Raw genomic sequence first — 20,441 nt, forward strand, 5'->3', positions numbered from 1 at the left:
GATACCGTATCGCTTCATGAGTCAGGCAATCAGAAATAAAAAACAACCGTTCCTGTCCGCACATGTTTTCAGCATGGCGGGTACGAACGGTGATTTTTTGTCGGCTGGCTGGTCACAGGGATTTAAGCTTATTTTTTAGTGTCATCATATTGGTGGATTGTTGATTTTTAATCCCGGAATGCCGGGAGTCGGGTTTTCTACCCTGTCCCGGAAAATAATTTTTTGAAAGTCGCTGATGTTAAAAACCCGTGTCATTACCGCATTGGTACTGCTTGGCATCTTGTTTCCGGTATTGTATTCCGCCAACTATATTGCTTTCTCGTTTGTTGTTGTTTTGTTTTTTGGAGCAGCAATCTGGGAGTGTCAGCGTTTATTTAAAAAACCTGCGCCTGTTGTTATGTCGATGTTGTGGACTGGCTTCTTTGGTTTTTTATTATTTCATCTGGAAAGTTTTTCGACCCAGTTGCTATTTTCCCTATGTGTGGCATTTTGGGCGTTGCGTCTTACCCCGTTATTATTTAAGGGCTTGCCGGATTTTGGTTTTTCAAATGGCATATTGAGCACGCTGTATGCCATCAGCATATTCGGATGCTTCATCGCAATGGCTGTATTGTTCCGGATGTCTCCGTTGTATCTGCTGTCGGTGATGTGTATCGTCTGGATTGCTGATATTGGCGCCTATTTTGCCGGTAAAGCTTTCGGGAAACGCAAATTGGCACCTTCTATTTCCCCCGGGAAATCCTGGGAGGGTGCAATTGGCGGCTGGTGTGCAGTTCTTGTCCTGTCTGCGATTTCGACACAAATTCCACAATTACAGGATACATTCGCCAGTCAGATATGGTTGCGCAAAGGCTGGATCATACTTGCAGTCGTGATGACTTTGCTGTGTGCCGCAAGTGTCATTGGTGACTTGTTTGAATCTCTTTTGAAGCGCCGGGTCGGAATGAAAGACAGTAGTCGGCTTTTGCCTGGTCACGGTGGGGTGTTGGACAGGATTGACGCTCTGATACCGGTATTGCCCCTCGCAGTATTGCTGGAAATGTGGTACTGATCGTAAGAATAATAAAATGAGTAAAGAGATGATGCAGCGTGTTTGTATTTTAGGGTCGACCGGGTCGATCGGTGTTTCCACTCTGGATGTCATTGGCCAGCATCCGGATCGTTATCGCATTTATGCACTGACTGCGCATACGCAGGTGGAGAAGCTGGCGCAGCAATGCCGGTTGCATCGTCCTGAGGTGATTGTGGTGGGAACTGCTGAGGCGGCCGATGCGCTGCATAAACTGTTGGCTGGAACTGATGCTGGTCATGTACAGATTATGCATGGTTCCGATGCATTGTGTGAGGTGGCATCTGCATCAGGATGCGATACAGTCATGGCAGCGATTGTTGGTGCTGCAGGTTTGCCTGCATCTTTAGCGGCCGCCAGGGCAGGTAAAAAGGTTTTGCTAGCAAATAAAGAAGCACTCGTGATGTCAGGTGCGCTGTTCATGGATGCGATAAAAGCCAGCGGTGCTGTATTGTTGCCTATCGACAGCGAACATAATGCGATTTTTCAATGTCTCCCAGCGAATTACGATGGTCAAATGGCGCAGCGTGGGGTACGTAAAATTTTACTGACTGCATCCGGAGGTCCTTTCCTGAAACGGGATATTGCCAGTCTGGACAAGGTGACACCTGAAGAGGCAATCGCACATCCTAACTGGGTGATGGGTAAAAAAATATCGATTGACTCTGCCACGATGATGAACAAAGGTCTGGAAGTTATTGAGGCGTACTGGTTATTTTCTGCCCCGGCAGAATCGATTGAGGTAGTGATTCATCCGCAAAGCGTGATTCATTCTATGGTGTCTTATGCGGATGGCTCGGTTCTGGCGCAACTGGGAAATCCGGACATGCGCACACCAATCGCTTATGGTCTGGCCTATCCTGAGCGGATTGATTCCGGCGTCAGTCCGCTTGACCTGATTAAAGTGGGGCGGCTGAATTTTGAGGCACCTGATTTTCAGCGTTTCCCGTGTTTGAGTCTTGCTTATCAGGCACTCGGGGCCGGTCGCTCTGCACCAACGATATTGAACGCAAGTAATGAAGTTGCTGTCCAAGCGTTTTTGGATGGGAAAATTGGTTTTCGTATGATTGATCAGATTATTGAGCGATGCCTGAATCAGATTGGAATCGATTCGGCACATGATCTCGAAAGTATTCTGGCTGCCGATGCCCGTACCCGACTTGTAGCCAGTGCACTCATCACATCATGACACTGATACGGACTATCGTTGCCTTCCTGGTGGCAATCGGCACCCTGGTCACCATTCATGAGCTTGGTCATTACCTGGCAGCTCGATTATGCGGTGTCAAAGTATTGCGGTTTTCCGTCGGAATAGGAAGAATTATTTATTCGAGAAAGCTGGGTAAAGATCAGACCGAATGGGCGATTTCTATGCTCCCTCTCGGCGGCTATGTAAAAATGCTGGATGTCCGGGAGCAAGGTGATATGCCGATTGCTCCCGACGAGATGGCGCGGGAATTTTGTAGTCAATCTGTATGGAGACGCATCATCATCGTGGCTGCCGGTCCGGTCGCCAATTTTCTGCTGGCAATTTTTCTCTATACGATTTTATTCGTACATGGCGTTCCTGAACCTGTTGCCAAAATACGTGTCCCATCTGTCGATTCGGTTGCCTATCATGCAGGTTTGCGGCAGGGTGATCTGATTCAGCGTATTAATGGACGGTCTGTGCGCAGCTGGAATGATGTTCACTGGATTCTGATGCAACGCGGGCTCGAAAAAAAGGATGCTGAAATTGCGGTCAGCCGACAGGCCGTCGATGATAATCACAGTATTTCTGCTGAACGAATAGTCACTCTGCCACTTAATCATCTGAGTAATCATGATCTGGAAGGTGATTTTCTGAACCAGTTAGGTTTTTCCGTTCAGCGGCCACCGGCGGTATTGGGACAGATCCTGCCTGATGGTCCGGCACAGGCGGCCGGTCTGAAGCAGGGGGACGTCATATCGCAGATCAATAATCGCCCGGTGCTTGATGGTCTCGCTTTGACGGAAGTAATCAATGCCTCGGCCGGGATAAAATTAAAATTGCATGTATTGCGGCAGGCTCAGGAGTTGGATATTGAGGCGACTCCGGTTGCCGATACGGTAAATGGTAAAGCAATCGGGCGTCTGAAAGTGCAGCTTACGCTGACGCCAGAAATGCTGACCGTGCGCAGTACGTTGGGTGAAGCTATTGCTCAAAGTGCGCAAAAGACGTTTGATGCCAGCATTTTGAGCTTCAAAATGCTGGGAAAAATGGTGGCTGGCGAGGCGTCCTTAAAAAATATCACAGGGCCCCTGACCATTGCAGACTATGCCGGTCAGACATCTCGCTCAGGGTTGATCAGTTTTCTCAGTTTTCTGGCATTGATCAGTATCAGTCTGGGTGTCATGAATTTGCTCCCCGTTCCGGTGTTAGATGGCGGCCATTTGTTGTATTATTCGCTGGAAGTTTTGACTGGCAAACCAGTATCTGAACGTTTTAATGCAATGGCGCAACGGGCAGGTGTTGCGTTATTAATGGCGATCATGGCTATCGCTTTTTTTAATGACATCGCAAGACTGATGTCATAATAGCCGGTTTAATGATAAAGACGCATTTCAGATAGCATAATTGAGAGTATTGAGAGAACTGTACACCCAATGAAATTACATATTGAGCGATCCACTTTGCCAAATTTTCCCCTTCGTTCCATCGCATTGGCTGCATTCGCAGTCTGCTCGGGCAGTGCCTTTGCCATTCAGCCATTTACAGTCAAGGATATTCGTGTCGAAGGTTTGCAAAGGACGGAAGCCGGCACTGTATTCAGCTATCTGCCCGTGAAAGTGGGTGAGGTTTTTGATGACGCAAAAAGTACGGCGGCCATCAAGTCCTTGTACGCAACAGGTTTTTTCAAGGATATCCAAATTGAAGAGCAGAACGGAGTTCTGGTTGTATTACTGGATGAGCGCCCAACGATTGCAGGTGTTGAATTCACCGGTACTAAAGAATTCGAAAAAGACGCGTTGGTTAAGGCTCTGAAAGATATTGGTATCGGTGAATCCAGAATTTTCGATAAGGCGACTGTTGACCGCGCTGAGCAGGAGCTGAAGCGGCAGTACCTGTCAAAAGGTTTGTACGGGATGCAGATCACCACAACAATCACGCCGATTGAACGTAATCGCGTTAAAGTGACTTTTGCGGTGAACGAGGGCGAGATTGCCCGTATTGCACAGATTAATATTATCGGCAACAAGGCTTTTTCAGATAGCGAGCTGCGTGACCTGATGGCATTGAATACGCCAACCTGGTTTTCCTGGTACACCAAAGCTGACCAATATTCCAAGCAAAAATTATCCGGCGATATTGAAACGCTACGTTCGTTTTATCAGAATCGTGGTTATCTGGAAATGCAGATTCTGTCTACCCAGATCTCGATCACTCCGGATAAAAAAGATATATACATCACCATTAATCTGACCGAGGGTGATAAATACACGATTTCCGACATCAAGCTTGAGGGCGACATGTATGGGCGTGAAGATGAGTTGAAATCGTTAATGTTGTTAAAGAAGGGGGATATTTACAACGCTGCCCGGCTGACCGAGAGCACTAAACGAATTTCTGAACGCATGGGGAATTTTGGTTATGCCTTTGCGAATGTGAATGCTAATCCGATTCTGGATAAAGAAAAGAAAGAAGTGGCGTTTACCGTTTTCGTTGATGGTGGAAAACGGGTTTATGTCCGGCGCATCAATCTGGCCGGTAATACCCGTACGCGGGATGAAGTGATCCGCCGGGAATTCCGTCAGTTTGAGAGCTCTTGGTATGATGGTGAGAAAATCAAGGCGTCCAGAGACCGTGTGGAACGCCTTGGTTATTTTGGTGATGTAAAACTTGAGACGCCGGAAGTGGCTACCAGTACGGATCAGGTGGACGTGAATTTGTCGGTCACAGAAAAACCGACTGGCAATCTGACTTTTGGTGCGGGCTACTCCAGTGCGGAACGGTTGACGCTGACAGGTGCCATTCAGCAGGCTAATGCTTTTGGCAGCGGCGATACCATTGGTCTTGAAATCAATACCAGCCGTCAGTACCGCACGGTTGCTTTGGCGCATACTGACCCTTATTTTACGGATGACGGCATTAGTCGTAGCGTAGAGGCTTATCTGAGAACGACACGTCCGATTATTGGCAGTATCGGTGATTACCGCGTACAGACGACCGGCGCTAACCTGCGTTTCGGCGTCCCATTCTCAGAGGTGGATACCGTATTCTTTGGACAGGGTTTTGAGCGGACAAAAGTAGAAACCTATATTACAGGTAGTCCGCAGGCTTATTTGCGCTATGTTGCTGCCTATGGTAATGGGGTAAAAGATCCTACTGACCCTTACTATGGCGTGGGAACAGCGACAACGAATTCGTTCCCGATGACGGTTGCTTGGCAGCGCGATAGCCGAGACAGTGTTCTGACGCCGACGATCGGTCGTTATCAGCGCGCCAATCTGGAATTGGCGGCGATTGGTAATTTCAAATACTACCGCGCTATTTACAATGCTCAGTATTTCAAGCCTATTTATCGTTCGGTCACATTGGCTTTAAACGGTGAATTTGATTATGGTCATGGAATTGGTAGTAAGCCATACCCGATTTTCAAGAACTTCTATGCTGGTGGTATCGGCTCCGTGCGTGGCTATGAGCCTTCATCGCTGGGTACAAAAGACCCTTATGGCAATGCGACCGGTGGTGCCAGCCGGGTTCTGGGTAATGTAGAATTACAGATTCCTTTCCCTGGCGCAGATAAATCTTTGCGTTGGTTCACTTTCCTGGATGGTGGTCAGGTGTTTGATGAAGGACAGAAAATGCGTTGGAGCGACCTGCGTTTTGGCGCCGGTATCGGTATCAGCTGGATATCTCCTGTAGGGCCGCTGAAGCTCAGTTTTGGTCGTGCGCTGAACGCAAAACCGGATGATAAGAAGCAAGCCTTCCAGTTCCAGATGGGTACAGGTTTTTAATTAGTTTTGCCATAGAGGTTACGGAGATTATTTTGAGTCAGCATATTACCCCGTCCAAATTGTTGCAGCGTCTGGTGATTTGTGCGGCCTGCTTTGTGGGTTTATCTCAGGCGCAAGCACAGGATTCGAGAATCGCGATTTTTGATTCTCAGCGTGTTATCCGCGAATCTGCCCCGGCAAAAGCCGCAGAGGCAAAGATTGAACAGGAATTTTCCAAGCGTGGTAAAGAGTTGCAGGATCTTGCAACCCGGATCAAAGCGATGGCCGAAAAACTGGACAAAGATTCTCCTGTTCTGTCTGAGTCGGAAAGAATCAAGCGACAGCGTGAGCTGGCTGATCTGGATCAGGACTTCAAACGCAAACAGCGGATTTTTAATGAAGATCTGAATCAGCGGAAAAATGAAGAAATCGCTGCACTGGTCGATAGAGCATATAAAGTTGTGAAGCAAATTGCAGAAACAGAAAAATACGACATTGTTTTGCAGGATGCTGTTTATTTTAATCCTCGCGTTGATATTACCGACAAGGTTCTTAAAGCACTCGCCAAATAAGCCATGACCACGACAAGCACTCGGCTGGGAGAATTGGTCGATCGCTTCGGTGGTCAATTAATTGGTTCACCAGACCTGACAGTAACCGGTATTGCTCCTTTGAGTGATGCCGGCCAATCTCATATAACCTTCCTTTCAAATTCAAAACTCCGTCAGCAGGCAGCGTCAACCCATGCCGCTGCGTTGATACTCACGGAGACAGATCACGCGCAGATATCATCCCAGTATCCTGGGGCATGTATTCTGACCTCAAATCCTTACGTTTATTTTGCCCGTTCCGCCCAATACTTTGCATCTCTGGCTGCAATTGTTCCTGTTCCAGGCATTCACCCGGACGCCTGGGTGAGTCCGCACGCAGTAATTGCACCTGATGCGAGCATTGGCCCTCACGTCAGCATTGAGGCAGAGGCGGTGATTGAAGGCAATGTGGTGATTCATGCGGGCACGTCTGTTGGCCGTGGTGTCCGCATCGGGAGCGGAACGATCATTCATGCCAATGCGAGTATTTACGACTATTGCGAGCTTGGTCAACGTTGCATTATTCATTCCGGTGCAGTGATCGGTGCTGATGGCTTTGGTTTTGCTAATGAACGCGGTTCCTGGATCAAGATCCCGCAAACTGGGCGTGTCATGATTGGTGATGACGTTGAGGTTGGCGCCAACACCAGCATTGACCGTGGTGCCCTCGCAGATACGATTATTGAAAATGGCGTCAAACTTGATAACCAGATTCAGATAGGCCATAACTGCCATATTGGCGAGCATACTGCAATGGCTGGCTGTGTTGGTGTTGCCGGTAGCGCAAAAATTGGCAAACACTGTACGTTTGGGGGCGCAGCAATGGTTCTGGGGCATCTGACTATCGTTGATCATGTTCACATTTCTTCTGGCAGCATGGTCTCGAGATCCATTCTCGAGCCTGGGCAATATACGGGTTTTTATCCTCTGGCAAAAAATGCGGATTGGGAAAAAACTGCTGCTATCGTTCGTAATTTATCCGGTATGCGCGAAAAAATTCGCCAACTGGAAAAGACAATCAAAACATTGACTGAAAAGACATCATGAATACACTTTGCATTAACGAAATTAAAGAATATTTGCCACATCGTTATCCGATGCTGTTGGTAGACCGGGTATTGAACTGGGAAAGTGGAAAAACCATCACTGCAATCAAAAATGTAACGGCGAATGAAGAGTTCTTTAATGGGCATTTTCCCAATAAACCCGTAATGCCGGGCGTATTAATGATCGAGGCATTGGCGCAGACAGCCGCTATTCTGTCTTTCCTGACTATGGGACAAAAACCGGACGACAAAACGATCGTTTATTTCCTTGGAATTGACGGTGCGCGATTTAAACGACCGGTTGAACCCGGCGATCAGTTGAAAATGGAAGTTGAAATTCTGAAGGTGGCCCGTGGCATCTGGAAATATAAAGCAAAAGGTACGGTGGATGGACAGCTTGCCCTCGAAGGCGAGTTGATGTGCACCATGCGCACAACAGACGATGCCGCGGAGAAATAATGCCAATTCATTCAACAGCGTTGGTTGATCCCCAGGCTCAGCTGGACAGCTCCGTTGAGGTTGGACCTTATGCCATTATCGGTCCGCATGTACGCATTGCGGCTGGGACAAAGATTGGTTCACATGTCGTCATTGATGGGCATACGACGATTGGGCGGGATAATCACTTTCATCCTTTTTCTTCGATAGGCGGCCCCCCCCAGGATAAAAAATATGGCGGTGAAATCACTTATCTTGAAATCGGTGACCGGAATTTAATTCGTGAATTCTGTACGTTTAACTGCGGTACCACTCAGGACAAAGGTATCACCAAAATCGGAAACGATAACTGGTTCCTGGCTTATGTGCATATTGCCCATGATTGCACAGTCGGTAACCACACGATCTTCTCCAATAATGCGGCACTGGCAGGGCATGTTCAGATTGGTGACTGGGTGATCATGAGCGGATTTTCTGCTGTCCATCAATTCTGCAAGATCGGAGCCCATGCGTTTGTCGGGATGAATACCAGCCTGACGCAGGATGTGCCGCCTTTTGTCCTGTTGTCGGGAAATCCGGCGCAGGCGCATGGCGTGAATCTGGAAGGTCTGAAACGCAGAGGTTTTGACCGTGCCCAGCTGAATGCAATTCGTCATGCTTACAAGCTGACCTATAAATCAGGACTGACGCTGGAAGAAGCCAAAGTCGCGTTGCACAGCTATGAAGAAACGCTGGATCCGGCAGCCGCATCTCAGGTCTCGTTGATGCGTGAATTCCTGAACGAATCAACACGCGGCATTGTTCGTTAATTATCTGACGGCAGCCAGTCATCACATGTCCCTTACAGAGAAACCAGTCATTGCGATGGTCGCCGGCGAAACATCCGGTGATATGCTGGCAGCCCGGATGCTATCCGGGCTGCGTCCGCGTATACCTGATGCGCGCATACACGGCATTGGCGGGCCGCGCATGGCCGAGCACAGTTTTATTAATGACTGGCCAATGGAAAAACTGTCTGTCCGGGGATTATTTGAAGTGCTTCGTCACTATCGGGAAATCAGCGGTATACGCAGGCAGCTGCGTGAGCAGCTTTTCAATGAGAAACCCGATGTATTTATCGGTGTCGATGCGCCGGATTTTAATCTTGATCTGGAAATTGATTTGCGTCAGGCTGGTATTCCTACCATGCATTATATTAGCCCGTCTATCTGGGCCTGGCGTGGCGGGCGAATTAAAAAGATCGCCAGAGCAGTATCGCACATGCTGGTTGTTTTCCCATTTGAAGAACAAATTTACCGAAATGCAGGTATTCCCGTCACTTATGTCGGCCATCCGCTCGCTCAGGTGATTCCTCTGGAAATAGATACGGCTGCAGCACGTGAGGAGCTTGGCCTGGATCCACGGTTCAAAGTGGTGACGATACTTCCGGGTAGCCGGATGTCGGAGATTAAATACAATACGGAAGCTTTTATCCGTACAGCAAAAATCCTCACAGATCGTGAACCCAACTTACAGATCGTTGTACCGATGGCTGGCAATGCGCAGCGCAGCTATTACATTCAGCTAGTAGTGGCAGCGAAACTGGAAGGTGTTCCGGTACTGTTGATTGATGGTCGCTCTCATACGGCGATTGCCGCAGCAGATACAGTGTTGGTGGCTTCTGGTACGGCATCTCTGGAAGTGGCTTTATTTAAAAAGCCAATGGTCATTGCGTATAAGATGATGGAAGCATCATGGCAGATTCTCAAGCATATGGGATATCAGCCATGGGTCGGGCTGCCAAATATTCTGGAAGGTGAATTTGTTGTTCCTGAATTTTTACAGTCAGCCGCCACGCCGGAAGCGATGGCAGAGGCAATCTGGACGCAGTTAAATGATGATGTCTTGCAAAATAATCTGAAGGACAGATTTACAGCTATGCACCATACTTTGCTGAGAGATACTGCCGGCATTTCTGCGCAAGCTGTGCTGGACGTCATCGGTCAACGTTGATCGTCATCTCTCCGGACTTTTGTCCGTCAACTCATCGTCGGTCAGAACACGCACATCCGAATTTTTGAACACACTGAATGACCCGTTATGTACGTTGATTCTCATTGCCACATTAATTTCCCTGAGCTTGCCATCCGTATGCCGGAAATTTTGCAGAAAATGCAGGATAATGGTGTCAGTCATGCTTTGTGTGTATCGGTTGATTTGCCCGATTTTCCACAAGTACTTGAACTGGCAGAGCGCTATCCTCACATCTATGCTTCCGTCGGCGTACATCCTGATTATGAAGATACGCCTGAACCGACTGCGGAGCAGCTTGTCGAATTGGCCCGGCATCCTAAAATCATCGCAATCGGAGAAACCGGCCTGGATTATTTTCGCCTGAAGGGTGATCTGGAGTGGCAGCGGGCACGTTTTCGTCAGCATATCCGTGCTTCCCGCTTGAGTCGGAAACCACTGATCATCCATACCCGTTCTGCTGCAGAAGATACGATCCGCATCATGCAGGAAGAGGGAGCGGGAACGGATCATGGTGGTGTGGCAGGTGTCATGCATTGTTTCACAGAGTCTCTGGAGGTTGCGCTTGCCGCAGTGGAGATGGGGTTTTACATTTCTTTTTCCGGCATACTGACTTTTAAGAGTGCGAAAGATTTACAGGCAGTGGCTAAAGCTTTGCCTTTGAACAGAATCCTGATTGAAACTGATTCGCCTTACCTGGCACCTGCACCGCATCGCGGGAAAATGAATGAACCCGGGTTTGTGCGTCATGTCGGTGAATTTCTCGCTGATCTTAAAGGTATTCCGGCGCATCAGGTGCAAACCGTGACAACGCAGAATTTTTTTGATTTGTTTCAATTCGCTCAACGAGGATTGTGATGCTATCCCGTATCGCTTGCGTATTGGTGACCTTTTGTTTATTGCTGGCTTGTCCGACAGATTCGTATGCGGATTCTTATGCAGATTTTTTGTTTGCGATCCGTTTTAATGATGCAGAAACTGTTAAAAATTTTTTACAGCAGGGAATTGATGTTAACTCTGTGGAAGGCGAGCGTGGCGAAACAATATTGATGATCGCATTGCGAGAAAAGGCAATGCGTGTGGTTGATGTACTGCTGCACTCACCGGATATCAGGGTGGCAGCGAGAGCAAAAAATGGCGATACCGCATTAATGATTGCCAGTTTTTTGGGGAATGCGACGGCAGTTTCACAACTCATTGATGCAGGTGCGGAAGTGAATCAGCCGGGGTGGACTGCATTGCATTATGCTGCGGCCAGTGGCAACGCGGAAGTGGTTGCTATTTTGCTGGAACATTATGCCTACATTGATGCTGAGTCACCGAATAAAACCACGCCTTTGATGATGGCAGCGCGCTACGGTCGGGCTGCCGCCTTCCAGCTGTTACTGGATGAAGGTGCTGACCCAGATCTGAAAAATGACAAAGGTATGACAGCACTGGATTTTGCAATTGAACTAGAGAGGCGTGATCTGATTGATATTTTGAACGCAAGAAAAACGCGTTCTTCCAGTAATTAATGCATGATGTTTTACCCCGACGCAGTCATTCTGAAATTTTTTATAAATTCCGCGACGCAGCATATTGTGAGCAGATAGCTCCCTGTGTTAGAGTGCGGACTTCATCATTTCGGAGTTCATTCTGTGGACAGTTATAGTTGTAGATTATCTTCTAATCACAACATGGCAATGTAAAGCAGAAACTCTGCTACTACCTTGCCAGACGGCGGGGAGTAGTTCTAACAGCATTCGCTGACTTCCTACTTATCCAATCACTTTTCAGATTCAATGCAGATAGCAACTGTAGCATTGAGTGTGAGCAGACGTATGCAATTGTTTCGCCTGACGGGCATCAACAGCAGGGGAGGTCGTTTGTTGAGTATTATTTTATTTATTTCCGGATCAGTCGCTATCTGGGGGATCGTCAATGTTTGAATTATTTAAACTTCAGACAGGAGAAGAGCCACGGGAAGACACAGGTCCTAACCGTTGGGACTGGGCATTATTACCTTTGATTCTTGCGTTGCTGAGTGTATTTGCTTTTGCAGCAATGCAGATGAGCCGGCCTTTTCTGGTCGGGGAAGCGTTGCAAGTGTCGTTGGATCCGTTTTATTTGCCTTATTATCTTTTGCGCACCATTCTCCGGATGTTTACCGCGCTGGGATTTTCTTTACTGTTCAGTTTGATTTTTGCTGCTGTGGCTGTGAAATATGCGGCAGCTGAAAAGGTCATGATTCCGGCGCTGGATATTTTGCAGTCCGTACCAATTCTCGGTTTTCAGGCTATTGCAATTGCGCCATTTATTGCGCTGTTTCCAGGAAATTTACTGGGTGTGGAGTGTGCAGCTATTTTTGCGATATTCACTTCTCAAGCCTGGAATATGGCTTTCAGCTTGTACCAGTCGATGCGGAATGTACCTTCTGAATTAGCGGAAGCGGCACATATTTTCCGGTTGTCGGGGTGGCAGCGGTTTTGGCGTCTTGAGTTGCCCTTTGCGATGCCCGGATTGTTGTGGAACATGATGATGTCCATGTCCGGAGGATGGTTTTTTCTGGTTGCCGCAGAGGCAATTTCCGTCGCTGGTCAAGACATCAAGTTACCAGGGATTGGTTCTTATATTGCCGTTGCCATTGAAGCGAAAAACGGACCGGCAATTGCTTGGGCAATCGCCGCAATGCTGACTGGAATTCTGTTGTATGACCAACTGTTTTTCCGCCCATTGCTGGCCTGGGCAGATAAATTCCGCTTCGAGGAATCTCAGGGGGAAACAGCACAGCAATCCTGGTTGCTGGACTGGATGCGCAATAGTCGCTGGGTACGCGGATGGACAGAAAAATTCTGGGGGCGTTTAGGACGTGTGCTCGGCTGGTTTAGCGTCCATCATGATGGTACTTCTGAAAAAATGCGGAAGAAACTGGTCAGTCCTGTCTGGTCCCGTTTATGGGATGTGGGCTTGATTCTGATAACGCTGCTGGCTATTTACCGCTTGATGAGTTTCATTCACAGCGATGTTGGCTGGCATGAAGCCGTGCACGTTGTTGGGCTCGGATTCATTACATTGTTGCGGGTGATGTTGCTGATCGGACTCGCATCGCTTGTCTGGGTGCCGATTGCGGTGTGGATCGGTTTGCGCCCTCAGTATTCTCAAAAGGTGCAGGCGGTTGCGCAGTTTTTGGCTGCCTTTCCGGTCAATCTCATGTTTCCGCTGGTAGTGTTTGTGATGCTGGCACTGAATCTTTCACCGAACATCTGGCTTAGTCCGTTAATGGTTTTTGGTACCCAGTGGTATATCTTGTTTAATGTGGTTGCCGGGGCATCGACGATTCCGAATGAGCTTCGTCTGGCTGCAGATAATCTGGGGCTGAGTGGATGGCTGAAATGGAAACGTGTTTATCTACCGGCGATTTTCCCCAGTTTTATTACGGGCGCCATCACAGCGAGCGGTGGTTCGTGGAACGCCAGTATCGTTGCAGAATATGTCACCTGGGGCAAAACGACGCTGGTGGCTGATGGGCTTGGAAGTTATATCAAACAGATGACCGAGGCCGGAGACTTTCACCGCATTGCACTGGGTATTGGGATCATGTGTATTTTTGTGACTTTATTGAATCGTTTTTTCTGGCGCAAACTGTATTTGCTGGCAGAGGATCATATTCGCTGACTGGCATGTCATTCTGCAGATAGACGCTGATTATATTATCAAAATAATGAGACTGACGATGGCCGAAGCCGGCAGAGTCAGTCTGGAGAATACCGATGACACAGAATTTACTGATTGACCTGAATCATGTTGCCAAATCTTTCAAAGCCGCTGATGGCAAATCCCGCCTGATTCTGGACAAAGTGGATTTTCAGCTGAAAGAAGGTGAAATTGTTGCGCTACTTGGCAAATCTGGCTCAGGTAAGTCGACATTGCTGCGCATCATGGCTGGATTGATTCCTGCCGATAAGGGGCGGGTTGCTTATCGTGATCAGCATATCTATGGGCCGGTGGCTGGCGTGGCCATGGTGTTTCAGTCTTTTGCCTTATTTCCGTGGCTGACTGTCCAGCAGAATGTGGAGCTTGGACTGGAGGCGCAGGGTGTGCCTGCTGACGAACGCGAGCAACGGGCAGATGCCGTGTTAGAGCTGATTGGTCTGGCAGGTTTTGGCGGCGCGTTGCCGAGGGAGTTATCCGGAGGTATGAAGCAGCGTGTCGGTATCGCCCGCGCTCTGGTGACAAATCCGGACATTTTACTGATGGACGAAGCCTTTTCCGCGCTGGATGTGCTGACCGGCGAAACGCTGCGAAATGATATGCTCGATTTATGGGAAGAGAAAAAGATTTCGACCAAGGGAATTCTGATCGTTTCGCATAATATTGAAGAAGCGGTCATGATGGCTGACCGGATCATTATTCTTTCTAGCGATCCTGGAACCGTCCGGTGTGAAGTCAAGATTGATTTGCCGCGCCCACGCCATGTTGAGGCTGTTGAAGTCCGTGCATTAATGGATGAAATTTACGGTCTGATGACGATGCGGCATACACATGAAGCGGCTTCGGATGCACCGAATACGCGGCATATTGGCTATCGCCTGCCTGATACCGACGTCAGTCGTATTGAGGCGGTGCTGGACATGATTGCCGAAGCGCCGTTCAATGGACGTGCTGATTTGCCGCAACTGGCAGAAGAGGCCGAATTATCGGATGAAGAATTGTTTCCGACTTATGAGGCATTGAGCTTGCTTGGATTTGCGGTACTTGAAAAAGGTGACATCATTCTGTCTCCGTTGGGGAAAAAATATTACGAAGCGGAACAGGCTGAGAAGCAGGAGTTATTCGGGCAACAGTTGTTGATTCATGTACCACTGGCATCGCATATCCGAAATAACCTGGAAATCGAAGATAATGGCAGCCTGTCAGAGCAACCACTGCTTGAAATGCTGGAAGAGTTTTTGAAAGCGGATGAAGCCAAGCGTGTGCTTGAGGTTGCAATTGAGTGGGGGCGTTATGGCGAAGTCTATGAATACGATTACCATACCGGACGACTCAAATTACCGGAAGCCAGCGAAGAGTAAATAAGTTTCTCGCAGGGGCTTTGATTCTTCTGACCTGCTGAGTGTGGTGTTGAATCAAATGACAGAAATTTTTAACTGGGAACTCTATTTGGTTTTGGCTAATGCCAGGAGCAGGTCAGGATGCCTCCGAAGGCTTAGTTAAAAAGAGAATGGTTGTACGACGCTTAAACAAAACGGCATCCTTGCGGATGCCATTCGATTGTTTCCGGTATTGAAAATATGGCGTTAGTGAGACATGAATACCGGAATGGTCATACTCTCCAGGATGGTTCTGGTCACGCCGCCCATAATCATTTCTCTGAAGCGTGAATGGCCATACCCTCCCATTATCAACAAATCACTGTCGAGATCATGTGCGAGGGAAAGGAGCGCATTGCCAATATCTGTAGATGTTTTGTGAACAGATACTTCCACCTTGATTCCATGTCTTGCCAGATAAAGTGCGATATCTGCTCCGGGTTGTTCACCATGTGCATCCGGAATGGATTTAGGGTTGAAAATGGCGATCTGAACCAGGTCTGCCCGTTTTAGCAAGGGCAGGGCATCTGTTAATGCACGCGTCGCCTCGCGACTGGCATCCCAGGAAATCAGGGGACGTTTGCCAACCGTCTTGAACTCACCCGCGTAAGGGATGATCAGAACCGGGCGGCCCGAATTCATAACGATGTATTCAGGAAAATCGGGCAGGACAGATGGCGAAGGTTCTTCGCGATTGGTCTGACCAATCACAACGAGGTCACTGTATCTCGCCTGCAGGCCAATCCCGCCACCAGCCTCATCGTTTGCGATCATACTTTCATAAGAACTGACACCGATTTTTTCGGCACTTGCATTAAATTGCGCAACGGCTTTTTCTGCACGTTCTTTCAGAAAATTCAGGTGAATCGTCAGATTCGGATCGCTGGCACTGATGTTGCCGTCCTGGTAAATGAAGCGGGATACACCGGTCACAGCAGTTCCGATCAGGTGTGCGCTCTCTGCTTTTGCTATATCTGCGGCGATTTGAACTCTGAGTTCTGAACGCGCAGATTCATCTACGTGTACCAGTACGGTTTTGTATGCCATGTCATTGCTCCTGTTGAGTTTTTCTCTACGAAAACAACTTATTTTGCTAAACGAAAAATGCGTATTTCCCTGAAATTGCTCTTATTATTTCTTGTTGAGAAATTCCAGCAGCGAGTTTAGCTTAATTTTCTCATGCCGCGACAACAGTTTCATTGCTCCATTGAGGCAATAATTTTTTCCCCACCAGAACGGATACCTTTTCAGTAACTTTTTCTGTGACCTTGCTTCTTGCCTTAGCGGGAGGCAGGCGACGCAATGTTTTTAACGCATTCGTATCCAGTAAGCAGATTTCACGCTGATCGACGCTGATGAATCCCATTTCATTAAATGCGGACAGGGTGCGGCTGACGGTTTCCAGTGTCAGACCGAGGTAGCTGCCTATTTCATGACGCGTCATACGCAGATTAAAACATTTACCTGAATAGCCGAGTTGGCTGAAACGCTCACCCAGACTGGTCAGGAAGCGGGCAACCTTGGCTTCTGCGCTCAGTGCGCTCAGCATGCCGATCATGGATTGTTCGCGCACCAGTTCCCGGCTCATGACGCTGTACATCGCATTTTCCAATTCGGAGTAGGTGCGTCCCAGCGTTGCAAATGTTTTGTAGGGCAGCAAAATGATGTCGCAGTCGGATAAGGCCACCGCTTCTGAGGCGTGGTGCTGATTATGTATGCCGTCGATGCCGAGTAAGTCGCCCTTCATCGGGAAGCTCAGCACTTGCTCATTACCATATTCGTCAATCAACACTGTTTTCAAAAAGCCGGAATTCACAATATAAAGTGAGTCGAAATCCTGGCCGATAGTATGAACGCGTTGACCAGCTTTGAAGCGGACATGCTGAAACAGTACCTCTTCTTCGCCTGAACATGCCGGGGCAGGTATGTGCAGCAGTTCACAGATCTCACGCAAATTTGACCACAAGTTGCCGTGGCAACGCCATCCAGCTTCATTGGAAACTGTGGCAGGTAAATTTTTTACCATAACATGTGGGTTCGTATGGCGGGATGTGTGAAGGGCGGTAGTCATAGAAGTCTCCTGGGGAGGGAAGATTAATTAATTCTGTGAGGGGCAAGCGGTTGCTGCCAGCTGTGCAAAATATTCTGAATCTGCTCAAAGTCGGTGGATTTATCCAGAAAATCATCGGCACCTGCGCGAAGTGCGTGAAGGCGGTTGTCTTCGGTCGAGTGATTGGTCAGAATCACGATTTTGATTTCAGGTTTGTGTTGCTTGATTTCTTTTAATAACTGCAGGCCATTTCCCGTTCCCAGTTGCAGATCAAGAATGATCGCGTCGGTCTCGCTGTTAATGACCCCGTTGTAAGCGCTGTCGACATCTCCGGATACACCGACGACATACATCCCCGGGATTTCTTCCACGAAACGGATGAGGCGGTTCTGAATCAGGACAGAATCTTCGACAATATATAAATTCATAATGCGCTTGATGTAGGACAATGCTTTGTTTGCTTGAGTCCATTATTGCGGATTAGCGCTTTGATTTATATCAGGCGATGCTGATTTGCCCTGTCGGATTTGTGGAGGGATGGCTAGGAATATTCCTACAAGCTTTCAGGCGAGCAGGTGAAATGCGGGGAGATGGAAGATTTCAGGAACCGTTGTTTAGCAAGTGATGCGCCACTGCGTATTGCACCAGGTCTGACAGATTTGTCATATTCATTTTCTGAAGAATCCGCATTTTATGGGTACTGACAGTTTTAACGCTTAAATGTAAAAAGTCGCCGATTTCTGTAATCGACTTCCCCTTGACCAGATGACTGAAAACCTCAAACTCACGGTCTGAAAGTGCAGTATGCGGCAGGTTGTCATCTGCGGGCATGACATTCATCGCCAATTGTTCTGCCACTTCAATGCTGATATAGGGCCGGCCGGAAGCTACTTTACGCAAGGCAGTCAGCAGCTGGGTGCCTGCGCTTTCTTTGGTCAGATAACCCCTGGCGCCAGCCCTGATGGCTCTGACGGCGTACTGCTCCTCTTCGTGCATGGTCAGTATCAGGATCGGAAGCTTGGGCGATTCGTCCTTGATTTGCCGGATCAGATCAACCCCGCTTCTGCCTGGCATCGACAGATCCATGAGCAGTACGTCGAATTCCATGGTGCGTACTTTTTCCAATGTGTCAAATCCATCCACTGCTTCCCCGACGACCTGCACATCTTCAATACCGTCCAGAATGCGCTTGAGTCCCTCGCGCATAATTGTGTGGTCGTCTGCAATCAGAATTCGGATCATTCAATACATTCAGGTGAAAATTGGCACATGGGGGCAGTTTCCTTCCTATTGTACTGTAATGCTATCCTGATGTGGCACTGCAAGATGGAGAGTCTGCAATTGTCAGTGTGCCTTGTTCCTGTGGACTAAGACGGGAATGTTGCAAAGCGACAAAACCTTGGTGGTTGTGCTGCCGAGCAAAAGCTGGCCGACGCCACTACGGCCATGCGAGCCGATGAAAATCAGATCACAGCCATATTGCTGCGCTGTATGAACAATTTCCTTGGCCGGAGAATCATTGAACTGAATCACGCTCTCAAATTCCACACCTGCTTGTTTTGCCGCATCGCGGGCTGGTTGCAGATAGGATTCGGCAAGCGTACGCATGGCCGATTGGTATTCTTCTTCGGTTGGCGTATTGGGAGGGATGATGTCGATGTAGATCGGATATTGATAACTACTCGCTACAAATAAGGCGACCACTTTTGCATTAAGCTGTTTGGCGAAATCGATTCCTGCCTGAACACTGGCGTTGGCCAGTTCGGAGCCATCTGTTGGCATCAAAATTTTGCTGTACATTTTCTCTCCAGATCTGAGGGGTGTTAAACAGATTCTATCTTGTATCTTCGATGCAGACAGAGCTTGATGCTGAACAAGTTTATGGCGAAATATCCGTTTTGCAAGGATGGTATCGCGGTATGGTTATCGGAAAATAAGGAGTAGTATCAGAACGCCAGCATCCGTCTGATGAAAGGGGTAATATCCGCAGGACTGAAGTGAACGTCTGTGCATGTATGCCAGACAGCGAATTCACGGATGACTTTCATGAGATCAGCCGCCAATGTGTCACTGATACGGACATCGGCTTCCAGAAACAGGGATTTGATTTCCATGATCTGTTGTTTGCGGTGTGCTTTGGCATCGATTCTTGCAACCAGTTTGCCATTGCGCAGGATAGGTAGGCAAAAATAGCCATATTGCCGTTTAGCTGCGGGAGTGTAACATTCCAGCCGGTATTCAAAACCGAATAAATCCGCTGCGCGTTTTCTGTCCCATACCACCGGATCAAAAGGCGATAAAACTCTTGTGCTGCTTGCCTTTAGAGCTTTATCTGCGGCGAGTTCCAGTTGTTCGAGATGATCTGTGTGTACGTATGCAGGCTGCTCCCATTGCCCTACCTTAATTTTGATCAGCAGACCTTGTTTGCAAAGTTGATCGGGGTGATTTTCAGGACTGATGTTTTTCAGCCGGAAATAGTCTTTGACCCAGCTTGCTTTCGCCACGCCGAGTGCCTTGACCGACAACAGGATTTTGCTTTTTTCGGCATCGTGCCGGGTTGGCAGGTGAATTTCGTCGTCCCATGCCGGATGCACACGCTCACGCAAATCATAGACACGTTGAAAGCCGCGCCGCTGGGCAACCATGAGCTGCCCCGTGGTAAACAGCACTTCCAATGAACGTTTTTCGGGTTTCCATTCCCACCAGCCACCGGCTTTTCCGTCCTGTCGTTCAAAATCAACAGAGCGCACAGGGCCATTTTGGCTAATGAAGTCGCGCAGACGAATAATTTCCTGCTGATGCTCCTGCTGCCACCGGTGATTGAATTTCCAGCCCATTCCATCAGGAGAAATCATCTGATGTCGGTACAAGCCATAGTCTTCAATCGGCAGAAAACAGGCTTCGTGTGACCAGTATTCAAAGAGTTTTTTTTCCGCCAGCAGTTCATCGAGCCAGGCTGCGGGATAAGCGCCGAGTCTGCTCCACAGAACCAGATAAGGACTTCTGGCGACTACGCTGATGGTATCAATCTGAAGCGCAGACATGCGGCGTATGCATTGCAGTACGTCTTCCTTCACTGGCTGGCGACGCGGGTTCTTCAGTAAGCCCTGAGCACTCAGGTGCAGTGCTCTGGCAGAGTCAAGGCTGATCTGGTATGAGCTGGACATGAGTGCAGGCGTTTTCCTTAAATAAACTGGATGCGATGACCCT

The 20,441-nt window shown here is 48.4% G+C and carries 19 protein-coding genes; 13 read left to right on the forward strand and 6 right to left on the reverse strand.

Annotation, left to right across the window (positions count from 1 at the left end):
• Nucleotides 1-235 precede the first annotated feature (235 nt).
• The 13 genes from HV832_RS11035 to HV832_RS11095 all read left to right on the forward strand — a co-directional run bounded on the left by HV832_RS11035 (nucleotide 236) and on the right by HV832_RS11095 (nucleotide 15,163).
• Entirely contained in the window at nucleotides 236-1,051 is an 816-nt protein-coding gene (locus tag HV832_RS11035; RefSeq protein ID WP_176803880.1) for a phosphatidate cytidylyltransferase, read from the forward strand.
• A gap of 31 nt (nucleotides 1,052-1,082) precedes the next feature.
• Nucleotides 1,083-2,258: a 1-deoxy-D-xylulose-5-phosphate reductoisomerase gene (ispC, locus tag HV832_RS11040; RefSeq protein WP_176803943.1), complete on the forward strand. Its 1,176-nt coding sequence runs from the start codon at nucleotides 1,083-1,085 to the stop codon at nucleotides 2,256-2,258.
• Nucleotides 2,255-3,625 carry an RIP metalloprotease RseP gene (gene rseP / locus HV832_RS11045; RefSeq protein ID WP_176803881.1) on the forward strand — a complete coding sequence of 457 codons (1,371 nt, stop codon included), beginning with the start codon at nucleotides 2,255-2,257 and terminating at the stop codon, nucleotides 3,623-3,625. Before ispC ends, rseP begins: the two co-directional genes overlap by 4 nt.
• A gap of 69 nt (nucleotides 3,626-3,694) precedes the next feature.
• On the forward strand, nucleotides 3,695-6,046 hold the full coding sequence (gene bamA / locus HV832_RS11050) for an outer membrane protein assembly factor BamA (protein ID WP_176803882.1): 2,352 nt from the start codon (nucleotides 3,695-3,697) through the stop codon (nucleotides 6,044-6,046).
• A 26-nt stretch (nucleotides 6,047-6,072) separates the two neighbouring features.
• Complete coding sequence (locus tag HV832_RS11055; RefSeq protein ID WP_399310707.1) at nucleotides 6,073-6,597, forward strand: OmpH/Skp family outer membrane protein; 525 nt, start codon at nucleotides 6,073-6,075, stop codon at nucleotides 6,595-6,597.
• Between the two features lie 3 nt (nucleotides 6,598-6,600).
• On the forward strand, nucleotides 6,601-7,662 hold the full coding sequence (gene lpxD / locus HV832_RS11060; protein ID WP_176803883.1) for a UDP-3-O-(3-hydroxymyristoyl)glucosamine N-acyltransferase: 1,062 nt from the start codon (nucleotides 6,601-6,603) through the stop codon (nucleotides 7,660-7,662).
• Nucleotides 7,659-8,120: a 3-hydroxyacyl-ACP dehydratase FabZ gene (gene fabZ / locus HV832_RS11065; protein ID WP_176803884.1), complete on the forward strand. Its 462-nt coding sequence runs from the start codon at nucleotides 7,659-7,661 to the stop codon at nucleotides 8,118-8,120. Before lpxD ends, fabZ begins: the two co-directional genes overlap by 4 nt.
• Nucleotides 8,117-8,908, forward strand: coding sequence for an acyl-ACP--UDP-N-acetylglucosamine O-acyltransferase (gene lpxA / locus HV832_RS11070; RefSeq protein WP_176803945.1), 792 nt, complete (start codon nucleotides 8,117-8,119; stop codon nucleotides 8,906-8,908). Before fabZ ends, lpxA begins: the two co-directional genes overlap by 4 nt.
• Before the next feature lie 25 nt (nucleotides 8,909-8,933).
• Nucleotides 8,934-10,091: a lipid-A-disaccharide synthase gene (lpxB, locus tag HV832_RS11075; protein WP_223827253.1), complete on the forward strand. Its 1,158-nt coding sequence runs from the start codon at nucleotides 8,934-8,936 to the stop codon at nucleotides 10,089-10,091.
• Nucleotides 10,092-10,178: 87 nt separating this feature from the next.
• Nucleotides 10,179-10,967 carry a TatD family hydrolase gene (locus HV832_RS11080; RefSeq protein WP_176803885.1) on the forward strand — a complete coding sequence of 263 codons (789 nt, stop codon included), beginning with the start codon at nucleotides 10,179-10,181 and terminating at the stop codon, nucleotides 10,965-10,967.
• A complete protein-coding gene (locus tag HV832_RS11085; RefSeq protein ID WP_176803886.1) occupies nucleotides 10,967-11,626 on the forward strand; it encodes an ankyrin repeat domain-containing protein in 660 nt (219 codons plus the stop codon). Before HV832_RS11080 ends, HV832_RS11085 begins: the two co-directional genes overlap by 1 nt.
• A 406-nt stretch (nucleotides 11,627-12,032) precedes the next feature.
• Complete coding sequence (locus tag HV832_RS11090) at nucleotides 12,033-13,766, forward strand: ABC transporter permease (RefSeq protein ID WP_176803887.1); 1,734 nt, start codon at nucleotides 12,033-12,035, stop codon at nucleotides 13,764-13,766.
• A 95-nt stretch (nucleotides 13,767-13,861) separates the two neighbouring features.
• Nucleotides 13,862-15,163 (forward strand): ABC transporter ATP-binding protein, encoded by a 1,302-nt coding sequence (locus tag HV832_RS11095; RefSeq protein WP_176803888.1) that lies wholly within the window; start codon nucleotides 13,862-13,864, stop codon nucleotides 15,161-15,163.
• A gap of 225 nt (nucleotides 15,164-15,388) precedes the next feature.
• Here the strand turns inward: HV832_RS11095 and HV832_RS11100 are convergent, their stop codons facing one another.
• The 6 genes from HV832_RS11100 to HV832_RS11125 all read right to left on the reverse strand — a co-directional run bounded on the left by HV832_RS11100 (nucleotide 15,389) and on the right by HV832_RS11125 (nucleotide 20,398).
• Complete coding sequence (locus tag HV832_RS11100) at nucleotides 15,389-16,228, reverse strand: universal stress protein (RefSeq protein WP_176803889.1); 840 nt, start codon at nucleotides 16,226-16,228, stop codon at nucleotides 15,389-15,391.
• Nucleotides 16,229-16,358: 130 nt separating this feature from the next.
• Nucleotides 16,359-17,207, reverse strand: a complete 849-nt coding sequence (locus HV832_RS11105; protein WP_176803947.1) for a helix-turn-helix domain-containing protein — start codon at nucleotides 17,205-17,207, stop codon at nucleotides 16,359-16,361.
• 68 nt (nucleotides 17,208-17,275) lie between these two features.
• Nucleotides 17,276-17,659 carry a response regulator gene (locus HV832_RS11110; protein ID WP_176803890.1) on the reverse strand — a complete coding sequence of 128 codons (384 nt, stop codon included), beginning with the start codon at nucleotides 17,657-17,659 and terminating at the stop codon, nucleotides 17,276-17,278.
• 172 nt (nucleotides 17,660-17,831) lie between these two features.
• Nucleotides 17,832-18,473: a response regulator gene (locus HV832_RS11115; protein ID WP_176803891.1), complete on the reverse strand. Its 642-nt coding sequence runs from the start codon at nucleotides 18,471-18,473 to the stop codon at nucleotides 17,832-17,834.
• 102 nt (nucleotides 18,474-18,575) lie between these two features.
• Nucleotides 18,576-19,031, reverse strand: coding sequence for a universal stress protein (locus tag HV832_RS11120; RefSeq protein WP_176803892.1), 456 nt, complete (start codon nucleotides 19,029-19,031; stop codon nucleotides 18,576-18,578).
• A gap of 146 nt (nucleotides 19,032-19,177) precedes the next feature.
• Entirely contained in the window at nucleotides 19,178-20,398 is a 1,221-nt protein-coding gene (locus tag HV832_RS11125) for a winged helix-turn-helix domain-containing protein (protein ID WP_176803893.1), read from the reverse strand.
• Between the last annotated feature and the right edge of the window lie 43 nt (nucleotides 20,399-20,441).

The organism is Cognatundibacterium oligocarboniphilum (assembly GCF_013377855.1).
Lineage (GTDB): Bacteria > Pseudomonadota > Gammaproteobacteria > Burkholderiales > Burkholderiaceae_D > Undibacterium > Undibacterium oligocarboniphilum.